Annotated in this window: 22 protein-coding genes; 14 read left to right on the top strand and 8 right to left on the bottom strand. The window is 51.5% G+C overall.

Annotated features, from left to right (window positions below; all coding sequences use genetic code 11):
* The first annotated feature begins 3 nt into the window (after window positions 1–3).
* From CFLAV_RS32405 to CFLAV_RS15485, 3 genes are all read left to right on the top strand, one after another.
* Complete coding sequence (locus CFLAV_RS32405) at window positions 4–843, top strand: hypothetical protein (protein ID WP_007415710.1); 840 nt, start codon at window positions 4–6, stop codon at window positions 841–843.
* Between the two features lie 90 nt (window positions 844–933).
* Complete coding sequence (locus tag CFLAV_RS32400) at window positions 934–1,632, top strand: DUF1361 domain-containing protein (protein ID WP_007415709.1); 699 nt, start codon at window positions 934–936, stop codon at window positions 1,630–1,632.
* A gap of 55 nt (window positions 1,633–1,687) precedes the next feature.
* The gene (locus CFLAV_RS15485) at window positions 1,688–2,233 is read left to right on the top strand and encodes a hypothetical protein (protein WP_007415708.1); all 546 of its coding nucleotides are present in this window, start codon (window positions 1,688–1,690) and stop codon (window positions 2,231–2,233) included.
* A gap of 10 nt (window positions 2,234–2,243) precedes the next feature.
* On the opposite strand, the gene CFLAV_RS32395 is transcribed toward CFLAV_RS15485, so the two are convergent.
* The 3 genes from CFLAV_RS32395 to CFLAV_RS15470 all read right to left on the bottom strand — a co-directional run bounded on the left by CFLAV_RS32395 (window position 2,244) and on the right by CFLAV_RS15470 (window position 6,175).
* On the bottom strand, window positions 2,244–4,094 hold the full coding sequence (locus CFLAV_RS32395) for a PAS domain-containing sensor histidine kinase (protein WP_007415707.1): 1,851 nt from the start codon (window positions 4,092–4,094) through the stop codon (window positions 2,244–2,246).
* 462 nt (window positions 4,095–4,556) lie between these two features.
* Window positions 4,557–4,877: a hypothetical protein gene (locus CFLAV_RS15475; protein WP_007415706.1), complete on the bottom strand. Its 321-nt coding sequence runs from the start codon at window positions 4,875–4,877 to the stop codon at window positions 4,557–4,559.
* A gap of 479 nt (window positions 4,878–5,356) precedes the next feature.
* Window positions 5,357–6,175 (bottom strand): M55 family metallopeptidase, encoded by an 819-nt coding sequence (locus tag CFLAV_RS15470; RefSeq protein WP_007415705.1) that lies wholly within the window; start codon window positions 6,173–6,175, stop codon window positions 5,357–5,359.
* A gap of 590 nt (window positions 6,176–6,765) precedes the next feature.
* Here CFLAV_RS15470 and mqnC point away from each other — a divergent pair.
* The 6 genes from mqnC to CFLAV_RS15440 all read left to right on the top strand — a co-directional run bounded on the left by mqnC (window position 6,766) and on the right by CFLAV_RS15440 (window position 12,881).
* Entirely contained in the window at window positions 6,766–7,857 is a 1,092-nt protein-coding gene (gene mqnC / locus CFLAV_RS15465; RefSeq protein WP_007415704.1) for a cyclic dehypoxanthinyl futalosine synthase, read from the top strand.
* A gap of 222 nt (window positions 7,858–8,079) precedes the next feature.
* The gene (tnpA, locus tag CFLAV_RS15460; RefSeq protein WP_007415703.1) at window positions 8,080–8,532 is read left to right on the top strand and encodes an IS200/IS605 family transposase; all 453 of its coding nucleotides are present in this window, start codon (window positions 8,080–8,082) and stop codon (window positions 8,530–8,532) included.
* A gap of 267 nt (window positions 8,533–8,799) precedes the next feature.
* Window positions 8,800–9,513, top strand: a complete 714-nt coding sequence (locus CFLAV_RS32390; RefSeq protein ID WP_007415702.1) for a prepilin-type N-terminal cleavage/methylation domain-containing protein — start codon at window positions 8,800–8,802, stop codon at window positions 9,511–9,513.
* Between the two features lie 395 nt (window positions 9,514–9,908).
* Window positions 9,909–10,898 carry a Gfo/Idh/MocA family protein gene (locus CFLAV_RS15450; protein ID WP_007415700.1) on the top strand — a complete coding sequence of 330 codons (990 nt, stop codon included), beginning with the start codon at window positions 9,909–9,911 and terminating at the stop codon, window positions 10,896–10,898.
* Window positions 10,899–11,028: 130 nt separating this feature from the next.
* Window positions 11,029–12,117, top strand: a complete 1,089-nt coding sequence (locus tag CFLAV_RS15445) for a DegT/DnrJ/EryC1/StrS family aminotransferase (RefSeq protein ID WP_007415699.1) — start codon at window positions 11,029–11,031, stop codon at window positions 12,115–12,117.
* Window positions 12,118–12,146: 29 nt separating this feature from the next.
* Window positions 12,147–12,881, top strand: a complete 735-nt coding sequence (locus tag CFLAV_RS15440) for a glycosyltransferase family 2 protein (protein ID WP_007415698.1) — start codon at window positions 12,147–12,149, stop codon at window positions 12,879–12,881.
* A gap of 6 nt (window positions 12,882–12,887) precedes the next feature.
* Here CFLAV_RS15440 and CFLAV_RS15435 read toward each other — a convergent pair whose 3' ends face one another.
* Both CFLAV_RS15435 and speA read right to left on the bottom strand, forming a co-directional pair.
* Window positions 12,888–13,571, bottom strand: coding sequence for a hypothetical protein (locus CFLAV_RS15435; protein WP_007415697.1), 684 nt, complete (start codon window positions 13,569–13,571; stop codon window positions 12,888–12,890).
* Window positions 13,572–13,608: 37 nt separating this feature from the next.
* Window positions 13,609–15,549, bottom strand: a complete 1,941-nt coding sequence (speA, locus tag CFLAV_RS15430; protein ID WP_007415696.1) for a biosynthetic arginine decarboxylase — start codon at window positions 15,547–15,549, stop codon at window positions 13,609–13,611.
* Window positions 15,550–15,702: 153 nt separating this feature from the next.
* Between speA and CFLAV_RS15425 the strand changes: the two genes are divergently transcribed.
* Together CFLAV_RS15425 and CFLAV_RS15420 are read left to right on the top strand one after the other, a co-directional pair.
* Window positions 15,703–16,464 (top strand): Nif3-like dinuclear metal center hexameric protein, encoded by a 762-nt coding sequence (locus CFLAV_RS15425; protein ID WP_007415695.1) that lies wholly within the window; start codon window positions 15,703–15,705, stop codon window positions 16,462–16,464.
* Window positions 16,465–16,495: 31 nt separating this feature from the next.
* The gene (locus tag CFLAV_RS15420) at window positions 16,496–17,470 is read left to right on the top strand and encodes a glycosyltransferase family 2 protein (RefSeq protein ID WP_007415694.1); all 975 of its coding nucleotides are present in this window, start codon (window positions 16,496–16,498) and stop codon (window positions 17,468–17,470) included.
* 20 nt (window positions 17,471–17,490) lie between these two features.
* On the opposite strand, the gene CFLAV_RS15415 is transcribed toward CFLAV_RS15420, so the two are convergent.
* The 3 genes from CFLAV_RS15415 to CFLAV_RS15405 form a co-directional block, all read right to left on the bottom strand.
* Entirely contained in the window at window positions 17,491–20,247 is a 2,757-nt protein-coding gene (locus CFLAV_RS15415) for a YfhO family protein (protein WP_007415693.1), read from the bottom strand.
* A gap of 50 nt (window positions 20,248–20,297) precedes the next feature.
* Window positions 20,298–21,245, bottom strand: coding sequence for a glycosyltransferase family 2 protein (locus CFLAV_RS15410; RefSeq protein WP_007415692.1), 948 nt, complete (start codon window positions 21,243–21,245; stop codon window positions 20,298–20,300).
* A gap of 148 nt (window positions 21,246–21,393) precedes the next feature.
* A complete protein-coding gene (locus CFLAV_RS15405) occupies window positions 21,394–22,152 on the bottom strand; it encodes a prepilin-type N-terminal cleavage/methylation domain-containing protein (protein ID WP_007415691.1) in 759 nt (252 codons plus the stop codon).
* Between the two features lie 908 nt (window positions 22,153–23,060).
* Between CFLAV_RS15405 and rfbF the strand changes: the two genes are divergently transcribed.
* The 3 genes from rfbF to rfbH are packed head-to-tail and all read left to right on the top strand — an operon-like array spanning window position 23,061 to window position 26,382.
* Window positions 23,061–23,840 carry a glucose-1-phosphate cytidylyltransferase gene (gene rfbF, locus CFLAV_RS15395; protein WP_007415689.1) on the top strand — a complete coding sequence of 260 codons (780 nt, stop codon included), beginning with the start codon at window positions 23,061–23,063 and terminating at the stop codon, window positions 23,838–23,840.
* Window positions 23,840–24,949, top strand: a complete 1,110-nt coding sequence (rfbG, locus tag CFLAV_RS15390) for a CDP-glucose 4,6-dehydratase (RefSeq protein ID WP_007415688.1) — start codon at window positions 23,840–23,842, stop codon at window positions 24,947–24,949. Before rfbF ends, rfbG begins: the two co-directional genes overlap by 1 nt.
* An 8-nt stretch (window positions 24,950–24,957) precedes the next feature.
* Window positions 24,958–26,382, top strand: coding sequence for a lipopolysaccharide biosynthesis protein RfbH (gene rfbH / locus CFLAV_RS15385; RefSeq protein ID WP_007415687.1), 1,425 nt, complete (start codon window positions 24,958–24,960; stop codon window positions 26,380–26,382).
* Window positions 26,383–26,404: the final 22 nt, after the last annotated feature.

Here is a 26,404-nt window from a genome sequence, read left to right as displayed (position 1 = left end):
ACTATGAACGGTAACAATCCTGAGACATTCGGCCAAACTCCCGCAGGCAATAATCCCATTTTGCCGCCCAGTCCTCCTTTGATTCCTTCAGCCAATGCGAGCGCACTGGTTAATGCAAGCTTTCAACCGCTCGGCTCGCACCCTTCCGAACAGGTGCCGATCACGGGGATCATAAGCGCGGTGGAAGCCATTCTACGCCAGCCAAGGCGGGTGCTGTTCCAGCTTAAGCAGCCCAATGCCAGCCGGGTAACCACCGCGCTATTGATCATCGCCATCCTTTGCAGCCTGATTTATGGAATTATTGTCGGAACATTTTCCGGCGGCCAGCAACTTTGGGCGGCACCGGTAAAGATTGCCGCAGGTCTGCTTATCGCTGGTTTGATCTGTCTGCCGAGCCTTTACATTTTTTCCTGCCTTGGTGGTTCACAGGCGCGTCTCGCAGAGGTGTTTGGATTGGTTGCGGGATTGATGACTTTGATGACCGTTTTGCTGGTGGGTTTTGCTCCCGTGGCATGGGTGTTTTCGCAGTCCACCAAATCAGCTGCCGTGATGGGAACCATGCATTTGGGTTTCTGGTTGGTAGCCACCATATTTGGGGTTCGGTTTATGAATTCAGGTTTCAGGTATCTTGGCTCGAAGTCAGAAGGAGGATTAAGAATTTGGGTGGTCATTTTTATTCTGGTTGCTTTGCAAATGACCACCGCCTTGCGTCCTTTGATCGGCACCTCGGATAGGTTTCTTCCGCCACAAAGTGAAAAGAAGTTTTTCATCAGCCATTGGCTTGATTGCATGAAAAGTGAAGATCGGCCAAATGCGGTCGAGAGCAGTGCGGCCAAGTATTAAGTCATTTGCTAATTTGCTCAAGGAGCTGTTACTTATTGCCCATTGGAGAGTGTGCCGGTAAATCCGGCCAATCGGAACAGACAAGAAATTATGAAGCCAAATAATCTGAATTTGAAACAGGAAGTAGCGATACCTTTGTTGACTCTGCTTTTTGTTTCTGGGGTGGGAGCAGTTTTGGTGGGCTTGAGAGTGCTATGGACTCGCGACTGGAATTACTGTTTCCTGATCTGGAATTTATTTCTGGCCTGGATGCCGCTGGTGTTTGCGGTGGGTGTATCGCGTCGATACCGAAAGGGAGAACGTCTGGGCTTTGCCATTTACTCACTCGCAGCGTTGTGGCTGTTGTTTTTTCCCAATGCGCCATATATTTTTACCGATCTCATCCATCTGACCACCTGGTTCAAGCACCGTTATTGGACCGACATGAGTTTGATTTTATTGTTTGCCTTCACAGGATTCCTGCTCGGGTTCATGTCCCTTTACCTGATGCAGCGAGTAGTGGCGGATCGTTTTGGTGGGACTATGAGTTGGCTGTTTATCATGGTCACGGCAGGTTTGGGTGGATTTGGAATTTATCTTGGACGTGTTCGTCGGTGGAATAGTTGGGACGTTGTGGTTGATCCGATGGGAATTGTTCGTGATATGGCTCATTGGGTGACACATCCCATGGCTAATAGAACCTGGATTGGCTTCACCGCTTTGTTCGCAACTTTTTTGTTTCTTGGTTATTTAATGTTATATGCGCTGACGCATTTGCAGCCAGCGCAGCAACGTGAAGTGACAAATTGATTTGGAAGTGAAGCAAGAATTTGTGGAAATGAGATAATCCTTCCAAACTCGCAACATGAATCGTGAAATCATCCTTCGTCGGAGAATAAAGTTCCTGACCTGGTTCTTTATTTTTGGTCTGGTTATCAGCGGTGCCACCGCCATTCCTTTGGAATGGGAACTGGATATTCTCGCCAAGATTCTGGGCGTGGGTGGCCAGACGAGCTCGCAGGTGAACTCGGGATTGGCCCATTGGATACTGCGGGTGCGGGAGGCTCTGCGCGATAATGGCGCGCGGTATCCGTTCATGGCGTATGGAACTGACTGGCTTGCGTTCGGGCATTTTGCCATCGCAGTTGCTTTTGTTGGGGCATTGAAGGATCCAATTCGCAACAAATGGCTGTTCAACTTCGGCATGATTGCCTGTGTAATGATCATTCCTTATGCGTTTATCATGGGCGCAGTGCGGGGCATCCCGGTTTATTGGAGGTTGATCGATTGTTCATTTGGAGTCATTGGGATTGTTCCTGTTTGGTATTGCCTGCGTGCTGCCAACGAAGTTGAAAAATTATCTCAAGTTCAACCAGTGCCCGCGCTCAAATATTTTACTGATCGAGTTTGAGTGAGCCGACTCATGCAGGAAGTGTGAAATAAAAAGTGGCCCCTTGATCCACCGCTCCTTCCGCCCATACCCTGCCACCATGACGACCGATGATGCGGTGTACCGTCGCCAACCCGATGCCTGTGCCGGCAAAATCTGCTTCCGGATGCAACCGTTGAAACACACCAAACAGTCTATCGGCAAAAGCCATGTCAAAGCCGGCACCGTTATCCCGCACAAAGTAAACCTTCTCAGTGTCCCTCGCGAACATGCCAAACTCAATCCGTGCCGCCGGAATCTTGCTCGTAAACTTCCACGCATTGCGAAGCAGGTTTTCCATCACGATCCGCATCAGCCGTTGATCGGCATTTACCATTAAGTCCGGCTGAATATAAAAAGCGGCTTTTCGTTCAGGATCCTGTTGACGTAATTCACCCGCCACGGTTTCCGTCAAAGCGCTGAGGTTAAATTCGTTTCTATGAATCTGACTGCTGGTCACCCGGGAGAGTTCCAATAAATCTTGAATCAACTGGCTCATCCGATGGGCGGCGGAGCTGATGAATTCGAGATAACTCTTTCCCGTTTCATCCAGTTTGTCGCCGTAGTCCTCGATCAACATGCGGCTAAAGCCATCAATCGTTCGCAACGGCGCGCGCAAATCGTGGGACACCGAATACGAAAACGATTCCAATTCCTTGTTGGCAGTTTCCAATTTGGCGGTGCGAATACGACTCTCTTCCGCGATCTTCCGATCCGTGATGTCCTGGACAGTCCCCATCAAACGAACGACTTTGGTATTATTATCACAGGCAAACTCACCATGCGCGAAAATATGCCGCACCGCGCCATCCGGGCGAACAATACGGTAGTGTTCCCGGAAAGGACGCGCATGTTTGCGCATTTCTTCGATTTTTTCACGCATCATCGGCCGGTCGTCCGGATGAATGCTCTCCAGAAAGGAATTTGCCGTGATGGGAAAAGACTGTGGTTCCAAACCAAAGATCCGGTAAAGCTCATCCGACCACATCACCTTGCGCTCCGTGACATTCCATTCCCAACTCCCAATATTGGCAACCCGTTGCGCCTCCTTCAACCTGGTTTCGCTTTGTTTAAGTGCCTTTTCAGAGCGCTTCCGTTCCGTGACATCACGTTGAATCGCCACGAAGTGAGTGCATCTGCCGCGTTCATCGATGATGGGGGTAATTTCGATTTCCCACCAAACCTGCTCGCCGCTCTTGGTGTAATTAATTATTTCCTCACGCGTCGGGGTTTTGGATTCCAACGCCGCGCGGATTCGCTGGCGAATGGTGTGGCTGGTTTTGGGACCTTGCAGGAAGCGCGGACTCTGGCCAATCGCTTCCTCCTGGGAATAACCGGTGTACTTGGTGAATGCTTCGTTTACAAACACGATCCGCGGCCCCGGTTCATCGAGCGGTTCGGCTTCGGTGATAATCACCACGTCATTGACCCGTGCGATGCAGGTTTCCAGGAGATGAACTTGGGCCGTGGAACGCTTCAGTTCAGTGACGTCATTCAAAAGAGCCAGCCGCGCCGCTTTCCCTTCATAGGTTACCTGCTCAGATGAAACATCCACATGGATCAGTGAGCCGTCCTTTTTGCGATGTCGCCAGACACCGACTTTCTGGAAGCCAATATTGCTTGCTGTTTGCTGTTTGGGAATGGCGGCTTTCAAACGGGGAATATCTTCCAAAGGACGGATATCCAGGATGGTCATCTTCAGGAACTCTTCCCGCGAGTAACCGTAGTGTTGAATCGCAGCTGTGTTGACTGCCACAAATGCGAGCGAATCAAGATCATACACCCACATTGGTAGAGGGTTATTCTCGAACAACACCTGATAATGGTCTTCGAAACGTCGCATATTTGCGTCTATCGAAATTTGTGGGAAATAATTTCCCTGCTAATATGACATATAACCGGACTGGCGGCTAACCGGCCCGGACTCTGTTCAGTCTCCAGATTCATCAGGCTTATTGTCTTCTTTCATTCCGGCTCTTTTCCCATTCGAAATTAATTTTAGCATTCTGTATAAAATTCTGATCCAAAATGTTTCCCGCATGTCGTTCATCCCAAATAACTGGTTTTCATTCTGCCCCCTGAATTTTGCATTCTGGTCTCTGAAATTTTTTTAACCGACCATTACCGACCTTTGGCGACTATTACCAACCTTTACCGACCGAACCCTCATACACGTATTAAATTTTAACCGACCAATAACTTCCGCTGGCTTCCGTCCATTTTCCAGTCCCTTAATATTTTTTCCACCATCATCCGCCGTCACATTGTTGCATTTGAAATTTGAAATTCGCCATTCGAACTTTTCCTAGCCTTCCGATACCTTCCGATACCTTCCGATACCTTCCGATACCTTCCGATACCTTCCGATACCTTCCGATACCTTCCGATACCTTCCGATACCTTCCGATACCTTCCGATACCTTCCGATACCTTCCGATACCTTCCGATACCTTCCGATACCTTCCGATACCTTCCGATACCTTCCGATACCTTCCGATACCTTCCGATACCTTCCGACTTTGCGTTCACAACTCGAAACTCCCATTTCCTGTGCCTTCAGAACTCCCAACCCTCCAACACCAACCGAGTCCCAAATTTTTGTTCCGGTCGGTTCATATTCATTCATCGTTGCGCTCCTTGCTTCATCCTGTCCTCGGTTTTCTTTCCGATACCTGATTAAAATAGCTTTCAATCAAACCCATGTCGCGGTCTCAACTTGGAAATGTGCGATGCCGCAATCGCTTCTTGCCAATAAACCCTACCTATATTTTAAATCATTGTTTTATATGCGGCTCTCTTTTAATGTGAAAAGCATACTGAGTCAATATATATTTTCATGTATTTCTCACTTAGTAAAACTAAGGCAGTTTCTAATCGAAACGATGCATTAAACGCGAACGCTAGTCCGAATTCTGGTTAGGATAAGGCGGAATTCCCACGTACTCCCAAAAATTTGCACGCTAAAACGTCAGCAGACCCCACTTCGGCCCACGATTTCTAGGCGGCTCAACATACTCAACCCGAAACGGAATTCACCTTTGAAATCAGTGAGGGCAGGGCGAGGAAAGTTGCATTTACACCGACAACTGCATCGGGAATTTTTCCTCAAACCCGCCAATGCCAGATCTGATTCCACGCTTCCATCCAGTTCTTTCCCTTGCTCACCACTTTCAACGGATCGGGAATCGTCACGCCATGACGCCCGCGAAATTCACCGGCCCTGTCCACCGTGGGAAGATCAATCGTGATCGTGCAAGGTGACTTCGGTTTGTAAGGCTTGACCGCTTTCAAATTTTTCAAAGCCTCGCGGGCACCGTCTTCGATCATCTGACGGGCGCGCACCGGCGGAATGTTACGTGCGGAAAAACGTGAAAGCCCCTTCTTCACCGCTACGGTGGTGACTCCTTCGCCCAAAAGCTCCTTCGCCTCGCGACAGGTCGCTTCATCGCCAGTAACCAGCAGCACGGGACAATTGTAATGACCGCACACAGCCGCATTGATGCCGGTTTCCCCAACTGGAAAATCGTTGAAATATAAATTGCGCCACGTCGTCGAGGAAATCGTGTGGCAAAGCACCCCGTCAGGAGTTCCGGCACGGGCATGCATGCCGACAAAGAGCGCGGCGTCGCAACCTTTTTCGAGCAGTTCCGTATAGCGTCCCCACGGATGATGATTCACCCATTCACAAGCCGGATCGAGCAATTCTGGGACAAGCGAGTTGAAGGTCCAACCACCGCCCGCACCATGGCAATCGACCACCACAATCTCGGTCGCACCCGCCGCCTTCGCGCCACGCACCGCGGCATTGATCTCCTCGGTATAGAGTCGGCGACATTCCTCATACAACGGTTTGCCCCCTTCTACCTGTTCCCAAACGACAATCCCGCTCACCCCTTCCATGTCCGTCATGATCAATACGCGCATAGTGCCCATACCCTCCCAAAAAGCTGGGAAAAATACACCTCAAATCAGACCTGGTTGGCAGACCAAGAGGTGCCGGAGCGCCGGTTTCCCAACCGGCTTACGATGAAGTATCCACGAAAGCGTCCGCTGGCTCTACCTCATTCGGTTAAACCAGCGCCGCCACCGCCGTTCGTTCATAAGGGGAAAGTCTCCGGTTCGTAGGCTGAAAAGCACTTATAACGATGCCGGAGACTGCCCGTAGGCGAACAAAGGCTATCCAGTCCCCCGGACTTTGGTAGTCACCAAATTTGATGACAAAGAAAGGGCCAGCCCTGCTTCCAGGACCGGCCAGAACTAATCAACCACCATCTTATGATGGGTTGCGGATGATTTTAAGAAGTCGGCATATATCTGGCAAAAAAGGCCAGCCTCCCCCGAAGCTGACCTTTACGATTATAATCTTTTACAAAGAAACATAACCTGTAAGTAACTCAAAGCTATTGGGGAAATAACCCGATATGGAAATGGCGGGTTGGCTATTGATTGAGTCATTTACTCGAGGCCTCCGCCAATCCCCTTGTTTCACGTCCAAAATCCGCTAATCTAAAGACGTGATCTACGATGCGTCATTGGATGAATTGCTGCAGCGGGTTTGGGATGGTCAGCGGGTGACCGCGGTTGAGGCGTTGCGGCTGTATCATTTGCCCCTAGAAGAGTTGGGGGCGTTGTCCGATCGGCGACGCCAGTTGATCAAGGCGCCGGCTTATAATGGTCACGGGAACAAGATCGTCACTTACATCGTCGATCGCAATGTGAATTACACGAACGTCTGCAATGTGTATTGCAAGTTCTGCGCATTCTATCGGACGGAGAAGGAGGATGATTCATATGTCATCACGCACGAGGAGATGGATAAGAAGATCGAGGAAACCATCGCGCTGGGTGGCACCCAGATTTTGATGCAGGGCGGGCATCATCCCAAGCTCAGCCTGCAGTGGTATCTCGATTTGCTTTCGCATATCAAGACCAAGTTCCCGCAGATCAACATCCACGGATTCAGCCCGAGCGAATTCATTCATTTCCGCGAAGTGTTCAATCTGCCGCTGGAGGAAATCATTTCGCAATTCGTGAAAGCCGGCCTGGGCTCCATTCCCGGCGGTGGCGGAGAAATTCTGGTCGATCGCGTGCGCAAACGGATTTCGCCACTCAAAGCGATGAGCGATGATTGGATGAGCGTGATGGATGTGGCGCATAAATTGGGTCTGGCTTCGACCGCGACCATGATGTTCGGCCATGTCGAGACCGTGGAAGAACGCATCGAACATCTCGAACGCGTCCGCGCTCAACAGGACAAGACCAAGGGGTTCACTGCCTTCATCGCGTGGACCTTCCAGGCGGAACATACAATGTTGAAGGCTACCACCGTCGGCGCCCACGAATATCTCCGCATGCAGGCGCTCAGCCGGATTTACCTCGATAACGTGCCGAACATCCAAAGCTCATGGGTTACCCAGGGACAGGAGATTGGCCAGATCGCCCTGAAGTACGGCGCGAATGATTTGGGCAGTATCATGATAGAGGAAAACGTCGTCAGCCAGGCTGGCACCACCTTCCGCATGGGCGTGGCCGACATGAAGCGGTTAATTACCGATCTCGGTTACGAGGCGCATCAACGGGATAATTGGTATAATTTGTTGAATTAGGCGTAATGTTGCGTATTGCGTGGTGCGTGTTCGGACGTGGGGGTTGGTGCGAGGAATGGCAGTAAATATTATCCAGCATTGGGAAATGGAGGTTGTAACAATGAGAAGGTCGCAGGTCATTTCCCAGGCCCAACGGGCCGGCTTTATCTTAGCCCAGACCATCGGTCTGGGTAACAGCCAAAAAACATTGCAAGGCCTGAAGGGCCGGCTTAACTACCACCCATGCCACAATCCCTCTCACGCATCCTCGTGCATCTCATATTCAGCACCAAAGACCGTTCCCCCGTTCTTACTCCGGAAATCTCAATCCAACTTTATCCCTACGCGGCAACGGTGCTCCGCGATATGGGTTGCCCCGCACTCCAGGTCGGGGGCCACACGGATCACCTGCATCTCCTCTTCGGACTTTCCCGCACACTCTCCATTGCCGAAACCGTCGAACACATCAAAACGACCTCCTCCAAATGGCTGAAAACCAAATCACCCGCACTATCCCATTTTCACTGGCAACTGGGCTACGGCTCCTTTTCCATCGGCAGCTCCCAGGCTGATGACGTGATCAAATACATCACCAACCAATCCGAGCATCACCGCAAAATGACCTTCCAGGAAGAATACAGAAAATTCCTGGAACGTTATCAGGTCCCCTACGACGAACGGTATGTCTGGGATTGAACCGTTTTGATCAGGCCAGGATTTCGAAGTATAGGAATGTAATGGGTTTCTAAACCGGCCCTTCAGGCCTTACAATCTTATTTTGGGCAGTTACCCAGACCGGTGGTCTGGGCTAAGATAAGGCCGACCCGTTGGGCCTCGGGCGGGAGTAGCCCATAAACAGACTAAGATAAAGGCAACTGTTGGCTTCATCCGTGGTTAAACCGCATTTCTCTTGCCCTCCGCTGACAGATATCGTATTCCGTGGCTGGTTAGACATTAAAGGATATGAATTCTTCCGCTCAAACAAACGTGGTAAAGAAGTGTCGTGCCTTTACCCTCATTGAACTGCTGGTGGTGATTGCGATCATCGGCATCCTCGCTGCCTTGCTGTTGCCCACGCTCGCCAGCGCCAAAAAAACCGCCCGCCGCATCAAGTGCGCCAGCAACCTCAAGCAACTCGCCGCCGGCATGCAACTCTACGCGGATGATCACAATGATTATCTGCCTGGCCCGGCGTGGCAGGGCTTTTATCCGGTTTATGACGACAACGAGGAACTTTTTCTGCTACGGTATCTTGCTACCTACTTGGGGCAACCTGCTCCCAGCTCCACGATAAAAGGAGTAGAGGTGGCCACCTGTCCGGAGTCAGCCGCGCTCACCAAAATGTCACTCTCGGGAAACCTTTCCACGACCTTGCGCCAGCCGTTGAGCTATATCATCAGCATCACCGTGACAAATATTAAGGATGATGTCGTGACGCGTCCCTTTGGCTATCCCTACAAGAGCCTGCCGAACAGCAACGGACAGACCACGAATGAGCCGCCCAAGAGATTACACGAGATTCGCAGTCCCACCACTTCATGGGCCATGGTCGATGCCGACCAGATGAATGCCATCAGCCTCGCCCAGTATTACACTTTTATTCCCGCCAATAAAGCCCACGGGAAAGTGCGGAACAACCTCTTCTTCGATTGGCATGTTGAGGCAGTAAAGGATTAAGCCTCGCCATTTTTGGCGGCGCGGGATGCATTTGAACGGGCTGTATTCCAGAATTTTGCCATCACTCAATTTCTCTCGACAGGGAGTTCATACATTTTTAAACTACCCGCATTGCCTGATTCCAATGCGGGTAGTTTATTTTGTGTCTCTGGTAATTCGTCTATTTGGCTCAGGACGCATGTATGGGCGCGGTAGGATTTTGGAATTTCACCAAATCACAAACCCAAGTGGTTCCCCCGGATTTGCGGCGGCATTGAGATACCTCTGGCTTGGACATTTTGGCTTGCTGGCTTTTTTGATTTCCTCAAAATAAGCCATGCTGGTGCTTTGGCCCGCCTGTTTGCTCATCCACACAGGTCTTTGATAATGAGGTCCTGCGCGCCGCAACGAAGAACATGACCAAAATTTTATTGTTGGGTCTGGGCCGCTGGGGTGCAAATCATTTGCGCAATTTAAACGCGCTGCCGATTGAATTATACGTAGCCGAGCGAGATGCGAAATTACTCGATCCCGCCCGCAAGTTGGGCTTGCCCGAAGCACGTCTCACCACGAACTACAAGGATTTCCTATCCAAGGTGGATGGGGCCGTAGTGGTCACGCCCGCGCAAACCCACTTTCCGTTGTGCAAAGAATTCCTTGAGGCCGGCAAGGACGTATTCGTTGAGAAACCGATTACGCTGACCTCGAAGGAAGCGAAGGAATTGACCGAACTCGCGGAGAAGAATAAACGCATCCTCCAAGTCGGACACATTTTCCGCTTCGACCCCGCCTCGCAATGGCTTAAGAACGCCATTCGGTCGGGACAGTTTGGCCGTGTGCAAATGTTGCGCAGCAATTTCAGCGGCTTCAAACGCCCGCGCAACGACAGCGGCATGATGTTCGCCGATGCGATTCATTTCGTGGATCTCTTTAACTATTTCCTCGGCAAAACGCCGAAACGGGTCCACGCCATCCTGCAGGATTTCCTCGGGCGCGGGGATAAGGACGATGCGTGCTTCCTGTCGCTCGAATATGAAACGGATAAGGGCTTGACCTGGGCGACCATCGAGACCAACTACTTTTTGCCCGGCAAATACCGCGAAGTGAGCGTCATGGGCAGCGAGCTGAGCGCCCTCTGCGATTTGAACGCGCCCAAGGATAAAATCAAAACCTTCGCGAACAAGCACGTAAAGGAAGGCAACGAGTTCAAAGCCGTGGAAGGAGCTTCTCAAGTCATCGAGACGAAAGCGGAGGAACCGCTAAAAGCCGAACTCCAGGCATTTATTGATTCCATCCAAACCCGTAAAGCGCCGCTGGCCGATGGTTGGGCCGGTTACGAATCCGTGCGCATCCTCGAAGCCGCTCAGGAATCAGCGAAGACTGGCCGAACCGTGACACTACCATAGGTTCATCCGCGAATTTCGCGAAAAGACGCTAATGAAAACTGAACCGCCTCAATCCCAAATTTTGTTGGCCTAGACATTAAATCAAACTTAAATTCGCGTAATTCGCGTAATTCGCGGATGGAAAACAAATATGCAAAAAATTCCGCTTTCGAAATGTTTTGTAAATGATGAAGTCCGCAACGCTGCCATTCGCGCGTTGGAATCCGGACAGTACATTTTGGGCAAAGAGTGCAAAGCCTTTGAGGAAGAAATCGCTGCGCACACCGGCACCAAACATTGCATCCTTGGTTCCTCCTGGACGATGATCGTTTATATGCTCCATCTGGCGCAGGAAGTAAAGCCAGGCGATGAAATCATCGTTCCGTCGCACACCGCGTTTCCCACCATGGAGCCGCTCATCCATTGCGGAGCCAAACCGGTGTTCGTCGATATCGATGACACGTTTTGCATGGATGTGGACCAAGTGGAGGCTGCGATCACACCCCGAACAGTTGGCATCATTCCAGTTCATCTCTACGGTCATCCGGTGAACGTGGACCGCATCCTGGCGATTGCGTCGAAGCATAAGCTTTGGGTAATTGAAGATTGCGCCCAGGCACAGGGTGCCAAATACAACGGCAAAACCGTCGGTTCCATGGGCAATTTCGGCGCTTACTCTTTCTTCCCTTCCAAGAATCTGACCGTGCTCGGCGACGGCGGTTGTTTGACGACCAATGACGACGCACTCGCCGAGAAAGTGCGGATGCTCCGCAATCACGGTCGCAAGGATAAGTACCTGCACGAATTCACCGGCTTTAATGTGCGCTTCAATGAGATCCAAGGCGCAATTGGACGGGTCATGCTGAAACATCTGGACGGTTTCAATGACCAACGCCGCGCCGTGGCCGCCCGCTACAATCAACGCCTCAAAGGACTCGTAGTCACCCCCAAGGAAATGCCGTGGGCGAAGGCGGTTTATCACATGTACGTGATCCGCGTGCAGAAACGCGATGAGTTGCAAAAGTTTTTGAAGGAAAAAGGAATCGAGACCGGCATTCATTATCCGGTACCGAACCACCAACAGCCAGCAGTCACCTCGAAGTTCAGCAACATTCCGAGCTTGCCGAAGACAGAGGCCGCAGTGAAAGAAATATTGTCACTGCCAGTCCACGGCGAAATGCCAGTGGAGGATGCCGACAAAGTGTGCGATGCGATTGCAGAGTTCCACGGACGAAAATAGCGAGTTTCCGGAAGTCGTAAGCAAAGCTCATGAGCGATCCAGCACCTATTTTGAGTCTCGTCATCCCTTGCTACAATGAGGAGGGGAATCTGCGGCATTTAATCGCAGCGATCCGCGAGGCCGTTGACCCTTTGAACCTGCCTTACGAGGTTGTGATTACCGATGATTGCAGCAAGGATAATTCCTGGAACATTCTCAAAGACCTGGCCGCGAAAGACCCGCGGATTCGCGTGCAGCGATTCGTTTTCAATTGTGGTGAATCGGCCGCGAGTTGGGCCGGGCTAAAAGCAGCGCGTGGCCAATATCTGGTGACGCTGGATGCCGACCTGCAGAATGATCCCCGTGATCTGCCGAAGTTCATCGAAGCATTGAAGAGCTGCGATTGCGTTTGTGGAACCCGTGTGGAATCGCGCGGACAGGGGGACAACATCGTTCGCATTATTTCGTCACGGATCGCCAACAGCGTGCGCAATAAATTGTCGGGCGAAAAAATCAGCGATGCCGGTTGCACCTATCGTGCGTTTAAGCGCGAATGCATCGGCAATTTGAAGTTTTTCAAAGGCATGCACCGTTTTCTGCCGACGCTATTCAAAATCGAAGGTCACACCGTGACTGAGATAGCGGTGAGCAACAACCCGCGATTCGCCGGCAAAAGTAATTATGGAGTTTGGAATCGGTTGTTTGCCTCGTTTTATGATTTGTTGGCTGTGCGCTGGATGAAGAAGCGGATGTTCCGTTTCGAGGTGGCCGAGAAGATAAACTGACCTGGTTCAGTGGCCCTGGCCGAAAACACTGTCCAGGATGACTTCCTTGGTCTTCCAGATAAGCGCCATGGTCATGGCCAATGGGAGAAGCACCAGGAAGATCATGAGCCACAAAATTCCCGGCCCCATGATGAGGAGAAAGTTGAGCTGGTAAGGCAGCAAATTCGGAAAGCGCAGGAGCAGGAAGAGCACAGCGCCAACGGTCAAGATGCCGAGTATCAAGTAGCGATTCAGAGTTGTGAAATATCTGGTTTCCTGGCGCAGACCTTCGTCGGGAAGCATGGCGCTGAGGCGATGCAAGACCAGGTTCAGATTACTAAGGAAGAGCAGTCCGGAAACTGCAAAAACCCCTACCATGGCCGTAAAAAAAGGTATGTTCGGCACCTGATTCCACCAGTGCAAAAAAGGACTCAGTCCAAAATTGATCATTGCCAGGAGTTTGGCGCGGTCCAGGGCGCTATGCCAGATGCGCTCCTGCTTTTGGAAGTAACCGAGCTGCCAAAGACCAAAGAGCAGCCAGCCAGTGACTACGACGCAGGGGAAAATTCCGAAGCTCCTGAGCACTTCGGTTTTGGCGGTTTCCACACACACGAGGAGAGCCACCGGCAAACCCCAAAAAAGGGCTGAAAGTCCTCGCACCAACCGGCCCAGCGAGCGTAACAAGTCGGCATTGGGTGGTGTTTCGGGCATTGCGGTTGGCAGCCAGTTTTGAGTGGATGAATTCAGGCTAAAAAGTTAGGTAAGTATAATCCTTCAGACCGCGCTCGTAATCATCGAGCAACCGCATCGCCTCCGAGGGTTTCATGCGGTCGGATTTGATGGCCTCGTCAATTTGAGCCTTCATTCGGCGCTTCAATTCATTTTCATCATACTGGACCGAGGCGAGTGCCTGGCCGATGGTGGTGCCTTCGATGATCTCCTCGACGTAATAACCAGCCGGCTCATCCGGATCGAGGAAGACGTGGACTTCGTTTACGCGGCCGAACAGGTTGTGCAGGTCGCCCATGATGTCCTGATAGGCGCCCATCAGGAAGATGCCAATATAATAAGGTTCCTGCTGGCCGTTTCCGTTGGTGCCCAACTTGTGAAGCGGCAGGGTGTCACGGACGTCGCGGAGATCAATGAACTTGTTTATCTGACCGTCGGAATCGCAGGTGATATCCACCAAAGTTCCTTCACGGGTGGGACGTTCATTCAGCTTGCTCAAGGGCATGATGGGGAATAATTGCCCCAGAGCCCAATGATCCAGCAGGGATTGGAAGACCGAGAAGTTGCAGAGATACTGATCACCCAGGCTGTCTTCGAGTTTGACGATTTCCTCGGGGATATAAGCCTGGCCCTTGAAGCTTTGGACCACTTCCTGCCCGATATCCCAATAGAGATTTTCGATCTTGGCTTTGTCAGGCAATTCCAGCATGCCCAACGTGAACATGTGATGAGCGTCATCCTTGCGTTCCAAGGCATCGTGATACGCTTCGAGCTTGTTCAGTTTGGAAATGTTTTTGCGAATATCGAGCAACTCTTTTACGAGAGGATGTTCGTTTTCCGTATAATGAATCCCGTTCCCGGAGCGGATTTTTTCGATGGCTCCAAAGACTTCCACGACCAACATGCTATGATGGGCAACGATTGCCCGGCCGCTTTCGCTGATGATATGCGGGTGGGGGACCTTCTCAGCGTTACACACGTCCCCGACATAGTAGACGATGTCGTTGGTGTATTCCTGCAAAGTGTAGTTGGTGGAGCTATCAAAGGCGGAACGGCTGCCGTCATAATCCACGCCCAGGCCACCGCCGACGTCCATGTATTCAATGTTGAAACCCATCTTGAACAGCTTGGCGTAAAAGCGGGAAGCTTCCTGAACGGCTTTCTTGACAGTGAGAATATCCGGAACCTGGGAGCCAATGTGGAAATGCAGTAACTTGAAGCATTGGCCCAAGCCTTCGCTTTTCAGCATTTCCGTGGCCGCCAGGAGTTCAGAGGTGCTCAGGCCGAACTTGGCATTTTCACCGCCGCTTTCCGCCCATTTGCCCGCCCCTTTGCTATGCAATCGGGCGCGGATACCCACGGAAGGTTCCACCCCGAGTTGTTTCGAGATGGTGATGATCTGGCGAAGTTCTTCCAACTTCTCCACCACCATGATGACCTTCTTGCCCAGCTTCTGGCCAAGGATGGCCATTTTGATGAAGCCGGCATCCTTATAGCCATTACAAATAATGAGTGACCCGATTTGATTTTGCAGGGCCAGTCCGGCGAACAGTTCCGGTTTGCTGCCTACTTCGAGGCCGAAGTTGAACGGCTTGCCAGCCTCGAGGATTTCCTCCACGACTTCGCGGAGCTGGTTCACCTTGATCGGGAAGACGCCGCGGTAGGAACCTTGGTAGTTGAACTCGGTGATGGAGTTGCGAAACGCGGTGTTGATTGACTCCACCCGATTACGCAGGATGTCCTGGAACCGGATGAGCACGGGAAACTTCAGACCGCGTCCCTTGGCCTCCTCGATCACGTCGGTGATGTCCACCGAAGCGCCGGCTTCCTGCAGCGGCGTGGCCACCACATGACCGGCTTCGTTGATATCAAAATACTTCGCGCCCCAGCGATTGATGTTGTACAAGCTGCGAGCGGTCTGGAGGTCCCAGGGTTGAGCGGGGTCAATCGGATTACTCATTTTTATACTTCAAACCAGCGCACTATAGGATTATGTGGCCAGAATTCAATAGAACGATTCAAAAAAATTTAGTGCTTTAAAAGCATTTTGTCTCCTGCGACTGAGAATGTTCGGATTTTACAAGCGGCGTCCGCTTTGCTTCCATGGGGGCATATGGCAAAGGCATCTCTCTCCGCGATCGTTGAATATTGCGAGCGCACGTTGCGCACCGACGAAATAAAGGACTATGATGGCGCGGTGAACGGGTTGCAGGTGGAGAATGATGGCAAGGTGACGCGGGTTGCCGCCACAGTGGATGCGAGCCTTGCCACCATCAAACTGGCCATTGCCGCACAGGCAGATTTGTTGATCGTCCACCACGGACTGTTTTGGGCGCCCACTCATCCCTGGACTGGCAAACGTCGCGAAATGCTTCGTTTGCTGATGGATAACAATCTCGCGATCTATAGTTCCCACCTGCCTCTCGATTTCCATCCTCAACTTGGAAACAATGCTCAGTTATGCAAGGCCCTTGGCTTCAAGAAGCTTACACCTTTTTTGATGCAAAAAGGGCAATGCTCCGGATTGGAAACCACCCAAAAAATTTCGCGTGCAGACCTGGTCAAACGTTTGCAAGCGGTTGTGGGTGGGAAAGTGACCGTTCTTCCGGGCGGACCGGCGGTTTGTAAAAAAATCGGCGTGGTAACCGGCGGCGCGGGAAGTTATCTCAAGCAAGCTGCTGCCGAAGGGGTGGATACGTTTATCACGGGTGAAGGACAGCACTGGACCTACGCACTGGCAGAAGAGGAGGGGATCAATGTTCTCTATGGAGGACATTATGCGACGGAAACATTTGGCGTGAAGGCACTCGCGGCTGAGTTATCCAAAAAGTTTAGTGTGCCCTGGGTTTTTCTGGACCATCCTACGGGCTTGTAGAGCGTCGGTTGTAACCCTATTTTCTCCACTCATGGCAAAGTCGAAGATCATCACAGTAATTCCAGTTTTTAACGGGGAGAAGTTTATCCTGCAGACCTTGGAATCGGTGGCGGCCCAGAGGTTGAAACCGGACCGGGTGATTGTCATCGACAACTGTTCGACTGATGGCACGGAAAAGATCGTCAAGGAGTTCACTGGCATCAAATGCGAATGGCAACGGAATGCGACGAACCTGGGGCTTTTTGGAAATTGCAATCGAGCCCTGGAATTTTGTGAAGAAACCGATTACCTGCACATCCTCCATGCTGATGACCTGATCGTTCCTGAGTATTATGAGATGATGGTCAGGAATCTGGAGGACTGTGATGGTTTCGGCATGGGCTACTGCCTCGACGAGCGCATCGATGAAAACAATAAGCACCTGAGCATCTCCGGCAAGGCAGACGGTACTGTGACCATCCAGGCGGTGGATGATTATCTCAAGCAAAAGGCGGAGATCGGAAATCAGGCGTTCAGCGGCACCTTGCTGAAGAGCCATTATCAAAAAGCGCCGTGTCAATTCCGCCTGGATATGCCCATTCTGGCCGACATGGTTTATTGGCCTGATTGGGGGCGTCACTGCAAAAAAATTGTGAAGATCAATCTTCCGCTTTCCAAGTATCGCTGGCATGGAGACAACACAACCACCGCTTATGTGCCCGGCCTGCAAACCCTGGTTCTGGACGAATGGCAGGTGATGCAAATGGTGGAGGGATTCCGCGGACAGAAAGCCGGTTCGGTAAGGTGGTTTAAATTGAAGGGGTTGTTCGCGGTGCGTTCCGGCATCAAAGCCAAACGTTTCAAGGAACAGCAAAAATTGGATTACTCCAGGCAGATCGTCTCCGCCGTGAAAAAAATCACCGGACCAATTGCCTGGCTATTGGGCCAGGTCGTGGTGGAAACACGCGATCTTGTCGTTTATCGGATACTCGGTCGTCCCAAGCATCCGAAAAACGTTTACAGTTAAGTTAACCTGTACAGGTTGAATTACCTGGCGGAATCCTTGGCCTTCTTTTCAGCGGCCAACTTCGGTTCCGGTTTTCCCGAGGAGATCGCGAGAAAACCGATCAACAGGATTGCCAGGATGACAGCGGAGAGGCTGACATAGAAGACTCCAAAGGGTGGCAAATACTTGAACACTATCTCGTGTTGGCCTGGCTGCAGGTAAACACCGCGCATGATGAAATTACTGCGCAACATGGTTGCGGGTTTGCCATCCACCCAGACTTTCCAATCTGGATCGAACTTATCATTCAATAACAGCACGGAAGGAACCTTCACGTCAGCCGCCAACTCCACACGTTTGGGCTCGTAATTATCCTTGATTTGCACGGTGCCGGAAGGCTGGTTGGTATTCGCCGGGGAAGGAGCGGGGATGGCATCCGCCAGCAGCACCAATTGATGGGGATCAAATGCGCTGTTGGTCAGGGTGCTCAGCGTTACTTCATCATTGGTGATCACCTGCCAGTTTGAATAAAGCTTTGCCCGCGGCAATGCATCAGTGAACTCGATGATTGCAAGGCTGCCAGTGTCGTTGGTCTGGGCAGTAAAATCGGTTAACCCTTTCGGTTGCGGATAACCGGGCTTGGGAACCACGTTGAAGGGCTGCAGCACCCTGAAGGTGGTTTTGCCAGGATTGATTTGCTGGTTTAAATAATCAACAATGTTGTTTGTTCCATACATGTACGGTCCGAGCAGGTAACGTGTATTCGTGAGCTTCCACTCCCGGAGGAATTCGTTTAGCTTTGGCCTCCCCTGGTCTTCAAAAAGAGTGCTCCGATAAGCTTCGTTCGCCAGGCTAACTCGGGGCTCCTGCACCCGATCGATCGACTGGATGTTATTGTAGAGAAAGAGGTGTTGGGTCCACTCATATTTGTAGAGGTTGTGTAAAAGGTCCACCTGCGGGTCGGGAACGCTAATAGGAAGAAGGCTTACCCGATGTTCGTAAGCCTTGGTTCGCAGGATGTCGATGACTGGATTGCCTGCATACTTATGGTTGACGTCCCAGTGAATGATCCACGGCAGATTAGCGCGTGAGAGATCCGCGACCAATACCAGGCCCAAAAGAAGCCCGCCCCACTTGGCGCGTGGGCCGGTGAATAGCCCACAAAAGATGAATCCCAGCGTGATGACGCTCAATACCAGAAAGAGAATAAACCAACCCACGCTGTGGAGGCTGAAGCTTGCCAGCCTCTGCGCCATGCCTGGATCAGCACCGTTAATTTCGGGATCAAATCCGACGCTACGAATATAGGCTTCCAGATCCGAGCTCTTGGATGCATAAATCCCCCATGCCACAAGCGCCGCGATTATGGCAAATACACTCCCTTTCAGCCAGCCTTTATCAAAAGCGGGAGCCTTGGCCCACCAGGTTTTAAACTGCGCCCTTAAGCTTTGAATTTTGCCTGCTGAATCCTGCATATAACCACGGTACAACCCATGCACGCCATAGCCGAAGATGATGAGCATTGCCCAGGTAACGACATGGATGAACTTGGCCGGGTTACGAATAGTTGAGGCAAAAGGCAGGGCGTAGAAGAGCTTGTAAAAAGGAGCAAAGCGTCCAAATGACAACAGCAGCGAGATGAAGGCAGCGATTGCCCAAAACCAGATGATCCTTCGCTGAGGTAGAGAATAAACTGAGTTTTTGCCTCGAAACGATTGAAAGAATGCCCAGATCGAAACCACTACCACCAGGACGCCGGCATAAATTCCACCACCCGAGAAGCGCCACATCAATCCGCCTTGTTTTAAGGCTGCTGCTGCCCGGGGGTTCGAAGGGGCCGCTTGTTCAAGTTCGTCGATGAAAGGCGATTTTCCAACTGTGCCCCAGTAAGCGGCGCCATTGGGGCTATCCATTCGATAGCCAAAAATACCGGGGATCAATATTTGAAATGTTTCAGCTTTCGGCAGGCTCCATTGGGTTTTTTCGCCCCACTGGGCCTGTTTGGTTGCCGGATCCTGTCCGGCGCCTACGACGCCTTTAATTTGAGTGTTGTACAGAACGAATAAGGTTTGCGTTGCAATGAAGGCGGCGAAGATGCCGATCACCGCCACCCGTAATACGCCTTGTCCTAACTTCTTACCTGAAGGTGCTTTCTCCTCCGTGTTCCACGCTTGAAATACCACGTAGGCCGCGACAAACAAACTGAAGATGGCGCCGATATCGAAACCTTCCATGACCCCCATGCCAACGGCTAATCCGGCCAGAATGATCTTGGGCCAGCGATGCGTGGAGAGATCCGCCACGGCCGCCAGTGCCAGAAAGTTCATGGCCACGCAAATGGGTTGGGCCGCTACGCCCCAGTTGGCGATGGAAAAGTAATCCGAGTTGAGGGCGGCTGCGAGTGCACCAAGAAGGCAGGCCATCGGGGCCAATTTTGTCTGCCTAAAAAAGAGCCAGGCACTGACTCCAAGGATCAGCAGGGAGATGGCAGGATAAAACTTCGCAAAAATATACGGGCCAAAGATCAGGTCGAGAGTGACACTCAGACTTGGGGTGGCGCTGGGCTGCGGCCCGCCGATCCAATTTAAATCCTGCCAGAAACCAGAGTAAACATAGGGAACAGCAGCAGACTTTGAGCTGATGGCTCCGAGTGGGCCATCATTGGAGTGAACAATTATGCCTGGTTCAAAGCTCTTATGGAAAAGCAATCCGAGTATGAGCACGAGGCACGCGAAGGAAAAAAGAAAATAATAACCATTGGTAATTTGACGGTCGTTTGCCGGATTGCCTGATTTCATATTTGGGCTGACTGCACCTTTTCAGTTTTCCAAAAACCAGGGCAGAAAGATTATTTCTTGCGATTATACAGAAGAAAATCACGCAGGCCAACCGCTAACTTGCCCAGTGACCAGGGCGCCAGGCCGGTGGTGGCCCGGACGGACTCATGTATCTGACGCGCAAATTCAGGTGAATTGCCTTGGACAAGTTTAATCTTTACGTGTGCCCGGGCGGCCAGAATGCACTTCAGCTTTTGTTGTCGAATCCATCTGGGCAAGCCCTTCTCCCCAAGCAGCGGTTTTATCAATTGCATGGCTTTCCATTCATCCAGCACCCAGGCTTGGAGGCTGGAAACGTTCCGGCTGGTATCGTTATTCTGATGAATGCGGTAGTGGCACAGCCTGGCTTGAGTTTCGATGATTCGCTCGCAATGTGATGCCCAATCGGCCCAAAACACCAAATCGGCCAGTTGCGGCATGTCCATTCTGAATTGGCACGGGCTGGGCTGCCGATTTGTTTTTAAGACCACAGTTGGAAAATAAAACGGACGAAGTTCTGACCGCCCGATCAGGAAGGTTCGTACGGCGATTTGTCGGGCCTGTTGCTCCGGCAAATCCGCTCTGCTGGCGGCGATAGCGAGGCTGTTCTCATCGATAAAATCACACCCGGAGTATATGAGTGCACGTCCAGGCATATCAGATCCAGATTTCAGCAAGGTTTCGTAGAATGTGGGTATAAGGACGTCGTCTGCGTGCAAAATGTGCAAGAAGTCCGTTTCGGCGGCAAATTCAAGAGCGCGATTGCAGTTGCCGAAAAGTCCAAGATTCTTTTCATTCTGCCGCCACTCGCAAGGCATGCCGTTAAACCGCTCCACCACCTTTCGAGTTCCATCGGTGGAGCAGTTATCGAGCACCACCAGTCGGTCCGGGCGACGGGACTGGGTTGCCACTGATTGAAGAGTTTCAGCCAGGTATCGCTCGCCGTTGTAAACCGGAATGACCGTGGTCAGCCGCTGCATAGCCCCAACATATACAAGAAGGAGCGCAGAGACAAAAGGGTTTCCCTGGATTGAAGCAATTGATTCGTCGACAGAGAGCGTGGGCACTCCAAAAATCCTGAAAGACCGCGACTGATCAGGTCAATAAATTCCAATCCTGAAAACAAGGTCAGTTGACAGTAGGCAATGCGGCCTGCAGGCGGCGCAGATCTTGAAGATCCTGGGCACCGCTGTTGGACTGGAACCAAATGGTAAACTTTTTCGATGCACGCCATTTCCAGCGTTCACAATGACCATCAGCAAAGGACAGGTTGGCCCCTTGGGAATGTCGATCGGAAGCCAGGTTGGGCCAGGAGCTGTCCGGGTCACGGCCAATGAGATAATAACCATCGTCAATGCTGTCTTGATGTTCATCCAGGAAAACAAACACTCCTGATTGTCCGCGAGTCATGCCGCTATACTTCGTTACAATGTCAGTGCGAATACCGTTCAGATAGGCATTCATCGAGAAACTGCGAATGCGTGGTGTTTTGGTGCCGTAAACCGTTGAGTGGTCCGCCGGACATAGATAGACCTTCATATTGGAGGTGTAGGGATAGAGCGTTCCTCCTTGAATTAGCATTGGATCTGCGCTTGCTTGAGCATTTCCCATGATCCATGAGTTGGTCCTGCTGCTGGCAGTTAACTGGCCGGCGCCATCGGACTTGTTTTCGGGAAGCACATCGCCGTTGTCGTCGATGAACATGGTCCACGCGATTTGCAACTGGCGGATATTGTTGAGGCAGGCAATTTGCTGACCTTTAGCCTTGGCTTGGGAGAGGGCGGGTAAAAGCAGGCCGGCCAAAATCGCAATTATGGCGATAACCACCAGTAACTCGATTAATGTAAAGCCTTTGACACGGCTTGACTGATAATGGCGGTTTTGCATTTTAAGCCCGTTCGGAAAAATACTCTTGATGATTTTTTCATTATCAGAACGGGAAGACGCATGCAACCACAGTTTCCTTTTGATTCAGGTTCAATGCCTCCGCAACTCGGAAATCCTGCCACAGCCAATGCGTCACCAATAGAAACCGCCCTGAGCCAAATAATTAACGAACTCACTGGTGTCCAAATCAGGCGATCCAGAGTGCTGAAAACCGTATTATTGCCAAGGATTCGACTGGCGATCAGTTGCTGTCAAAAGCAAGTTGCCTTTCCTCCGAACAGGTTGCAGGTGAATCGATATCTCCTTTAAACATGCAGTAAACCCTGGTTGCCTGATGAATTCAAAACACCTAATTAATGCCATGTGCAACTTTTCGTCGTAAGCCCTTGCAAAACAGGATGAGGTATTTTGTCCGGATTCGACGGTATTTTGCCGCTTCCGTAACTCTCGATGGAGCCAGAGTTTAAGATGGCTCCGAGAAAGTTGCACATGGCATTAATTAGCACAGTAACGAACTGGCGGGATGCAGCATAAACAAAATACCCTTATTGGAAGTGGGCAATAAGGGTATTTTAAAAACGGATGGACTCCGTGTCGAGAGAAATGGTGTGGCGGCAAACATTCTGGGGGTGTAATTAAAAGTGAATGAGGGAAATTCACTAAATTGAGTGAAATACTGTAATTCTTCGGAATCGCGGCTGTTTAGCCTCATCCACTTTTAATTACACCCAACGTTCTGAGGGGAGAACCCATTTAGATGCGTTCGCCCGGACCTTTGATTCAATCTGAGACCGCTGCTCCGGGAGTTTTGGCTTCCCGGGCCTGGATCATTGGTTGCTATTCAGGGGCTAGATTTTCGAAAAGTTTGGCCTTTGCTTTAGTTCCTGATTTGCCCATTATCAGCCCTTATGCAAGTAGTGATTCTATGCGGCGGCAAGGGTACCCGCCTTCGTGAGGAAACCGAATTTCGGCCAAAACCGATGGTTCCGGTTGGGGAGCATCCGATTTTGTGGCACATCATGAAAACCTACGCTCATTACGGGCACAAGGAATTCATTCTTTGCCTGGGCTATAAGGGACACGTCATCAAGGACTACTTTCTCAATTACCGCTACCAGTCCAACGATTTTACTCTCAAGCTGGGACAGGATCAGCAACTCGCCTTTCATGGCACTTCCGGCGGCGAGGATGATTGGGTCATCACCATGGCCAACACCGGCGAGGACACCATGACGGGCGGACGCGTCAAGCGTATTGAAAAATACATCAAAGGTGACTTGATCATGCTCACCTATGGCGATGGGGTGGGCAATGTCGATATCAATGCCTTGCTGGAATTTCATAAACAGCATGGAAAACTGGCCACTCTCACTGGTGTCCGACCTCCGGGACGCTTCGGGGAGTTAATGACTGACAACTCACTCATTACTGAATTCAATGAAAAACCCCAAACTTCGGGTGGCCGCATCAACGGCGGTTTCTTTGTTTTCTCACGTGATGCTTTCAAATATTTGAGTGCCGATGCCGGTTCCATTCTGGAGCAGGAGCCGCTCCGAAAATTGGCCGCTGACCGCCAACTCGTGTGCTTTCCGCACGATGGCTTTTGGCAACCAATGGATACGTTCCGCGAATTCGAGATGCTTAATCAACTTTGGGTCAGAAACCAGGCACCCTGGAAGGTTTGGTAATGTTCGGCGACACTTTTCGCAACAAAACGGTCTGGCTCTCCGGCCACACGGGGTTCAAAGGTGCTTGGCTGGCGCAGTGGCTTCTGAATCTCGGCGCCAAGGTGCACGGATATGCGCTCGCTCCCAACACTCAACCTTCTCTATTTCAGCAACTGGCACTGGAAGGTCGCCTGAGCAGCGAAATTGCTGACATTCGCGACTTTGCAGCCGTCAAAAAGTCCATTCTGGCGACGCAACCTGATTTTGTTCTTCATCTCGCCGCTCAACCTTTGGTGCGCCTCTCCTACGAGCAACCATTGGAAACTTATGCCACCAACGTCATGGGCACAGCCCATGTGCTCGAGTCGCTGCGTTCGCTCAAAAAACCCTGTTCCGCTGTCATGGTGACGACGGATAAATGCTACGAGAACAAGGAATGGGTGTATGGTTATCGCGAAGAGGATCCGCTGGGCGGGCATGATCCCTATAGTTCCAGCAAGGCGGCTGCGGAGATTGTAACCAGCGCTTACAATCGTTCCTTTTTTCATGATCATCCCGTGAAAATTTCCAGCGCCCGTGCGGGGAATGTCATTGGCGGCGGCGATTGGGCGCTCGACCGCATTGTTCCCGACTGTGTGCGAGCATTGCAAAAGGGTGACGCGATTCCAGTCCGGAACAAGACGGCAACGCGTCCCTGGCAGCATGTGCTGGAGCCATTGAGCGGCTATCTCTGGCTCGCAGCCGTGCTGTCAAATCCGAAGCTTTCAAAATACGACCTGAGCAAAGTTGCGCCGGCCTTCAATTTTGGTCCCTCGCATGAGTCTAATCGCACCGTGGCGGAACTCGTAACTGAGGTGTTGAAGCATTGGGCTGGGGGATGGGAGGACAAGAGCGATCCCAAGGCTCTGCACGAAGCCAAATTGCTTCAGTTGGCGACCGATAAGGCGCACAGCCTCCTGGGATGGTCGCCGGTCTGGAATTTTTCAGAAGCCATTGCGCATACAGCTCAGTGGTATTACCAAATGAGTGGGAAAAATGACCTCAAGGCAGCGCAGGAACTTACCTCCCGCCAGATTGAAGAATACTCCCAACACGCACAGCAGTTGGCCATTTCCTGGGCCTTACATTAACTTTTATCATGTCGAAGACAGCAACTGAACTGAAAGCCGAAATCCTTCGCCTTACCCGCGAATATTCGGCTTTGACACACCAAAATAACCGGCCGGGTTACGAGAAAAACCAAATTGCCCGTCCCAAGTTTGTTCCCGGGCAAACCGTGGTTCCCTATGCGGGACGCGTCTTCTCGGAAGATGAGGTCGAAGCCGCAGTCTCGGCAACACTCGACTTTTGGCTGACCCTCGGACCTGAAGGGGACGCATTTGAAGCTGAACTCGCCAAATTCCTCAAGGTAAAGAAATCGATTCTCGTTAATTCCGGTTCTTCCGCCAACCTTGTCGCCATTTCCTCGCTCACCAGCGCAAAGCTGGGTGAACGTCAGCTCAAGCCTGGCGATGAAGTCATTACCGTGGCTGCCGGGTTCCCGACCACCGTCGCTCCCATCCTGCAAAACCATCTCGTTCCGGTGTTTATTGATAACGATCCGGTGACTCTGAATGGACGTGTTGATCAGCTGGAAGCCGCCTACGTCCCGGGCAAAACAAAAGCCGTGATGATGGCTCACACGTTGGGAAACCCGTTCGAACTCGCTGCTGTCACCGAATTTTGCAAGAAACATAATCTATGGCTCATCGAGGACAACTGCGATGCGCTGGGTTGCCGTTATGATGGCCAGCTCACCGGCACTTTTGGTGATCTTTCCACCCAATCTTTTTATCCTCCGCATCATCTGACCATGGGCGAGGGTGGGGCAGTGAACGTGATTCGCGACATGAAGCTAAAGGTGTTGGTTGAAAGCTTCCGCGATTGGGGCCGGGATTGCTGGTGCGCCAGTGGCAAGGACAATACCTGCAACAAACGTTTCGGTTGGAAGCTTGGCGAATTGCCCGAAGGTTACGATCACAAATACATTTACTCACATCTCGGCTATAACTTGAAGCCGCTGGATCCGCAGGCTGCCATCGGTCGCAAGCAGTTGGATAAATTGCCCGATTTCATCCAGGCCCGCATGGATAACTGGACCACGTTGCGGACAGGGTTGGCTGATTTGGAAGAATTTTTCGAATTCCATCTGCCGACGCACGCGACGGGCTGGTCACCGAAAGGCTTTACCTGGGATTCAACTGGCCACAAAACCGAATGCTCCTGGTTCGGGTTCATGATGCTGGTGAAGCCAACCGCTCCGTTCAGCCGCCGTGATTTTGTGCGCGGTTTGGATGCCGCGAAGATTGGCAATCGGATGCTCTTTGGCGGTAATCTGTTGCGTCAACCAGCCTTTGTTACACTGAAACAACAGCAGCCGGATGCATTTCGAGTCATTGGCGATCTGAAAGGGGCGGACCGGATCATGAATGAATCGGTATTCGTCGGCACGTATCCGGGACTGACGCCGGAGATGCTGGGCTACATGATCGAGACCATGCACACGTTGGTGAAAAAATCCTGACGACCACCGGGTGCCTCAACAT

Source organism: Pedosphaera parvula Ellin514 (genome assembly GCF_000172555.1).
In the GTDB taxonomy this organism is placed as follows: domain Bacteria; phylum Verrucomicrobiota; class Verrucomicrobiia; order Limisphaerales; family Pedosphaeraceae; genus Pedosphaera.
Note: the sequence above shows the minus strand (reverse complement) of the source record. Positions and strands in the feature narration are given on the sequence as shown.

Excerpts from the sequence above, each read along its gene's own strand:
- CFLAV_RS32405 (WP_007415710.1), top strand. The coding sequence starts at position 4 with ATGAACGGTAACAATCCTGAGACATTCGGCCAAACTCCCGCAGGCAAT.
- CFLAV_RS32400 (WP_007415709.1), top strand. The coding sequence starts at position 934 with ATGAAGCCAAATAATCTGAATTTGAAACAGGAAGTAGCGATACCTTTG.
- CFLAV_RS15485 (WP_007415708.1), top strand. The coding sequence starts at position 1,688 with ATGAATCGTGAAATCATCCTTCGTCGGAGAATAAAGTTCCTGACCTGG.
- CFLAV_RS32395 (WP_007415707.1), bottom strand. The coding sequence starts at position 4,094 with ATGCGACGTTTCGAAGACCATTATCAGGTGTTGTTCGAGAATAACCCT.
- CFLAV_RS15475 (WP_007415706.1), bottom strand. The coding sequence starts at position 4,877 with ATGAATGAATATGAACCGACCGGAACAAAAATTTGGGACTCGGTTGGT.
- CFLAV_RS15470 (WP_007415705.1), bottom strand. The coding sequence starts at position 6,175 with ATGCGCGTATTGATCATGACGGACATGGAAGGGGTGAGCGGGATTGTC.
- tnpA (WP_007415703.1), top strand. The coding sequence starts at position 8,080 with ATGCCACAATCCCTCTCACGCATCCTCGTGCATCTCATATTCAGCACC.
- CFLAV_RS32390 (WP_007415702.1), top strand. The coding sequence starts at position 8,800 with ATGAATTCTTCCGCTCAAACAAACGTGGTAAAGAAGTGTCGTGCCTTT.
- CFLAV_RS15450 (WP_007415700.1), top strand. The coding sequence starts at position 9,909 with ATGACCAAAATTTTATTGTTGGGTCTGGGCCGCTGGGGTGCAAATCAT.
- CFLAV_RS15445 (WP_007415699.1), top strand. The coding sequence starts at position 11,029 with ATGCAAAAAATTCCGCTTTCGAAATGTTTTGTAAATGATGAAGTCCGC.
- CFLAV_RS15440 (WP_007415698.1), top strand. The coding sequence starts at position 12,147 with ATGAGCGATCCAGCACCTATTTTGAGTCTCGTCATCCCTTGCTACAAT.
- CFLAV_RS15435 (WP_007415697.1), bottom strand. The coding sequence starts at position 13,571 with ATGCCCGAAACACCACCCAATGCCGACTTGTTACGCTCGCTGGGCCGG.
- speA (WP_007415696.1), bottom strand. The coding sequence starts at position 15,549 with ATGAGTAATCCGATTGACCCCGCTCAACCCTGGGACCTCCAGACCGCT.
- CFLAV_RS15425 (WP_007415695.1), top strand. The coding sequence starts at position 15,703 with ATGGCAAAGGCATCTCTCTCCGCGATCGTTGAATATTGCGAGCGCACG.
- CFLAV_RS15420 (WP_007415694.1), top strand. The coding sequence starts at position 16,496 with ATGGCAAAGTCGAAGATCATCACAGTAATTCCAGTTTTTAACGGGGAG.
- CFLAV_RS15415 (WP_007415693.1), bottom strand. The coding sequence starts at position 20,247 with ATGAAATCAGGCAATCCGGCAAACGACCGTCAAATTACCAATGGTTAT.
- CFLAV_RS15410 (WP_007415692.1), bottom strand. The coding sequence starts at position 21,245 with ATGCAGCGGCTGACCACGGTCATTCCGGTTTACAACGGCGAGCGATAC.
- CFLAV_RS15405 (WP_007415691.1), bottom strand. The coding sequence starts at position 22,152 with ATGCAAAACCGCCATTATCAGTCAAGCCGTGTCAAAGGCTTTACATTA.
- rfbF (WP_007415689.1), top strand. The coding sequence starts at position 23,061 with ATGCAAGTAGTGATTCTATGCGGCGGCAAGGGTACCCGCCTTCGTGAG.
- rfbG (WP_007415688.1), top strand. The coding sequence starts at position 23,840 with ATGTTCGGCGACACTTTTCGCAACAAAACGGTCTGGCTCTCCGGCCAC.
- rfbH (WP_007415687.1), top strand. The coding sequence starts at position 24,958 with ATGTCGAAGACAGCAACTGAACTGAAAGCCGAAATCCTTCGCCTTACC.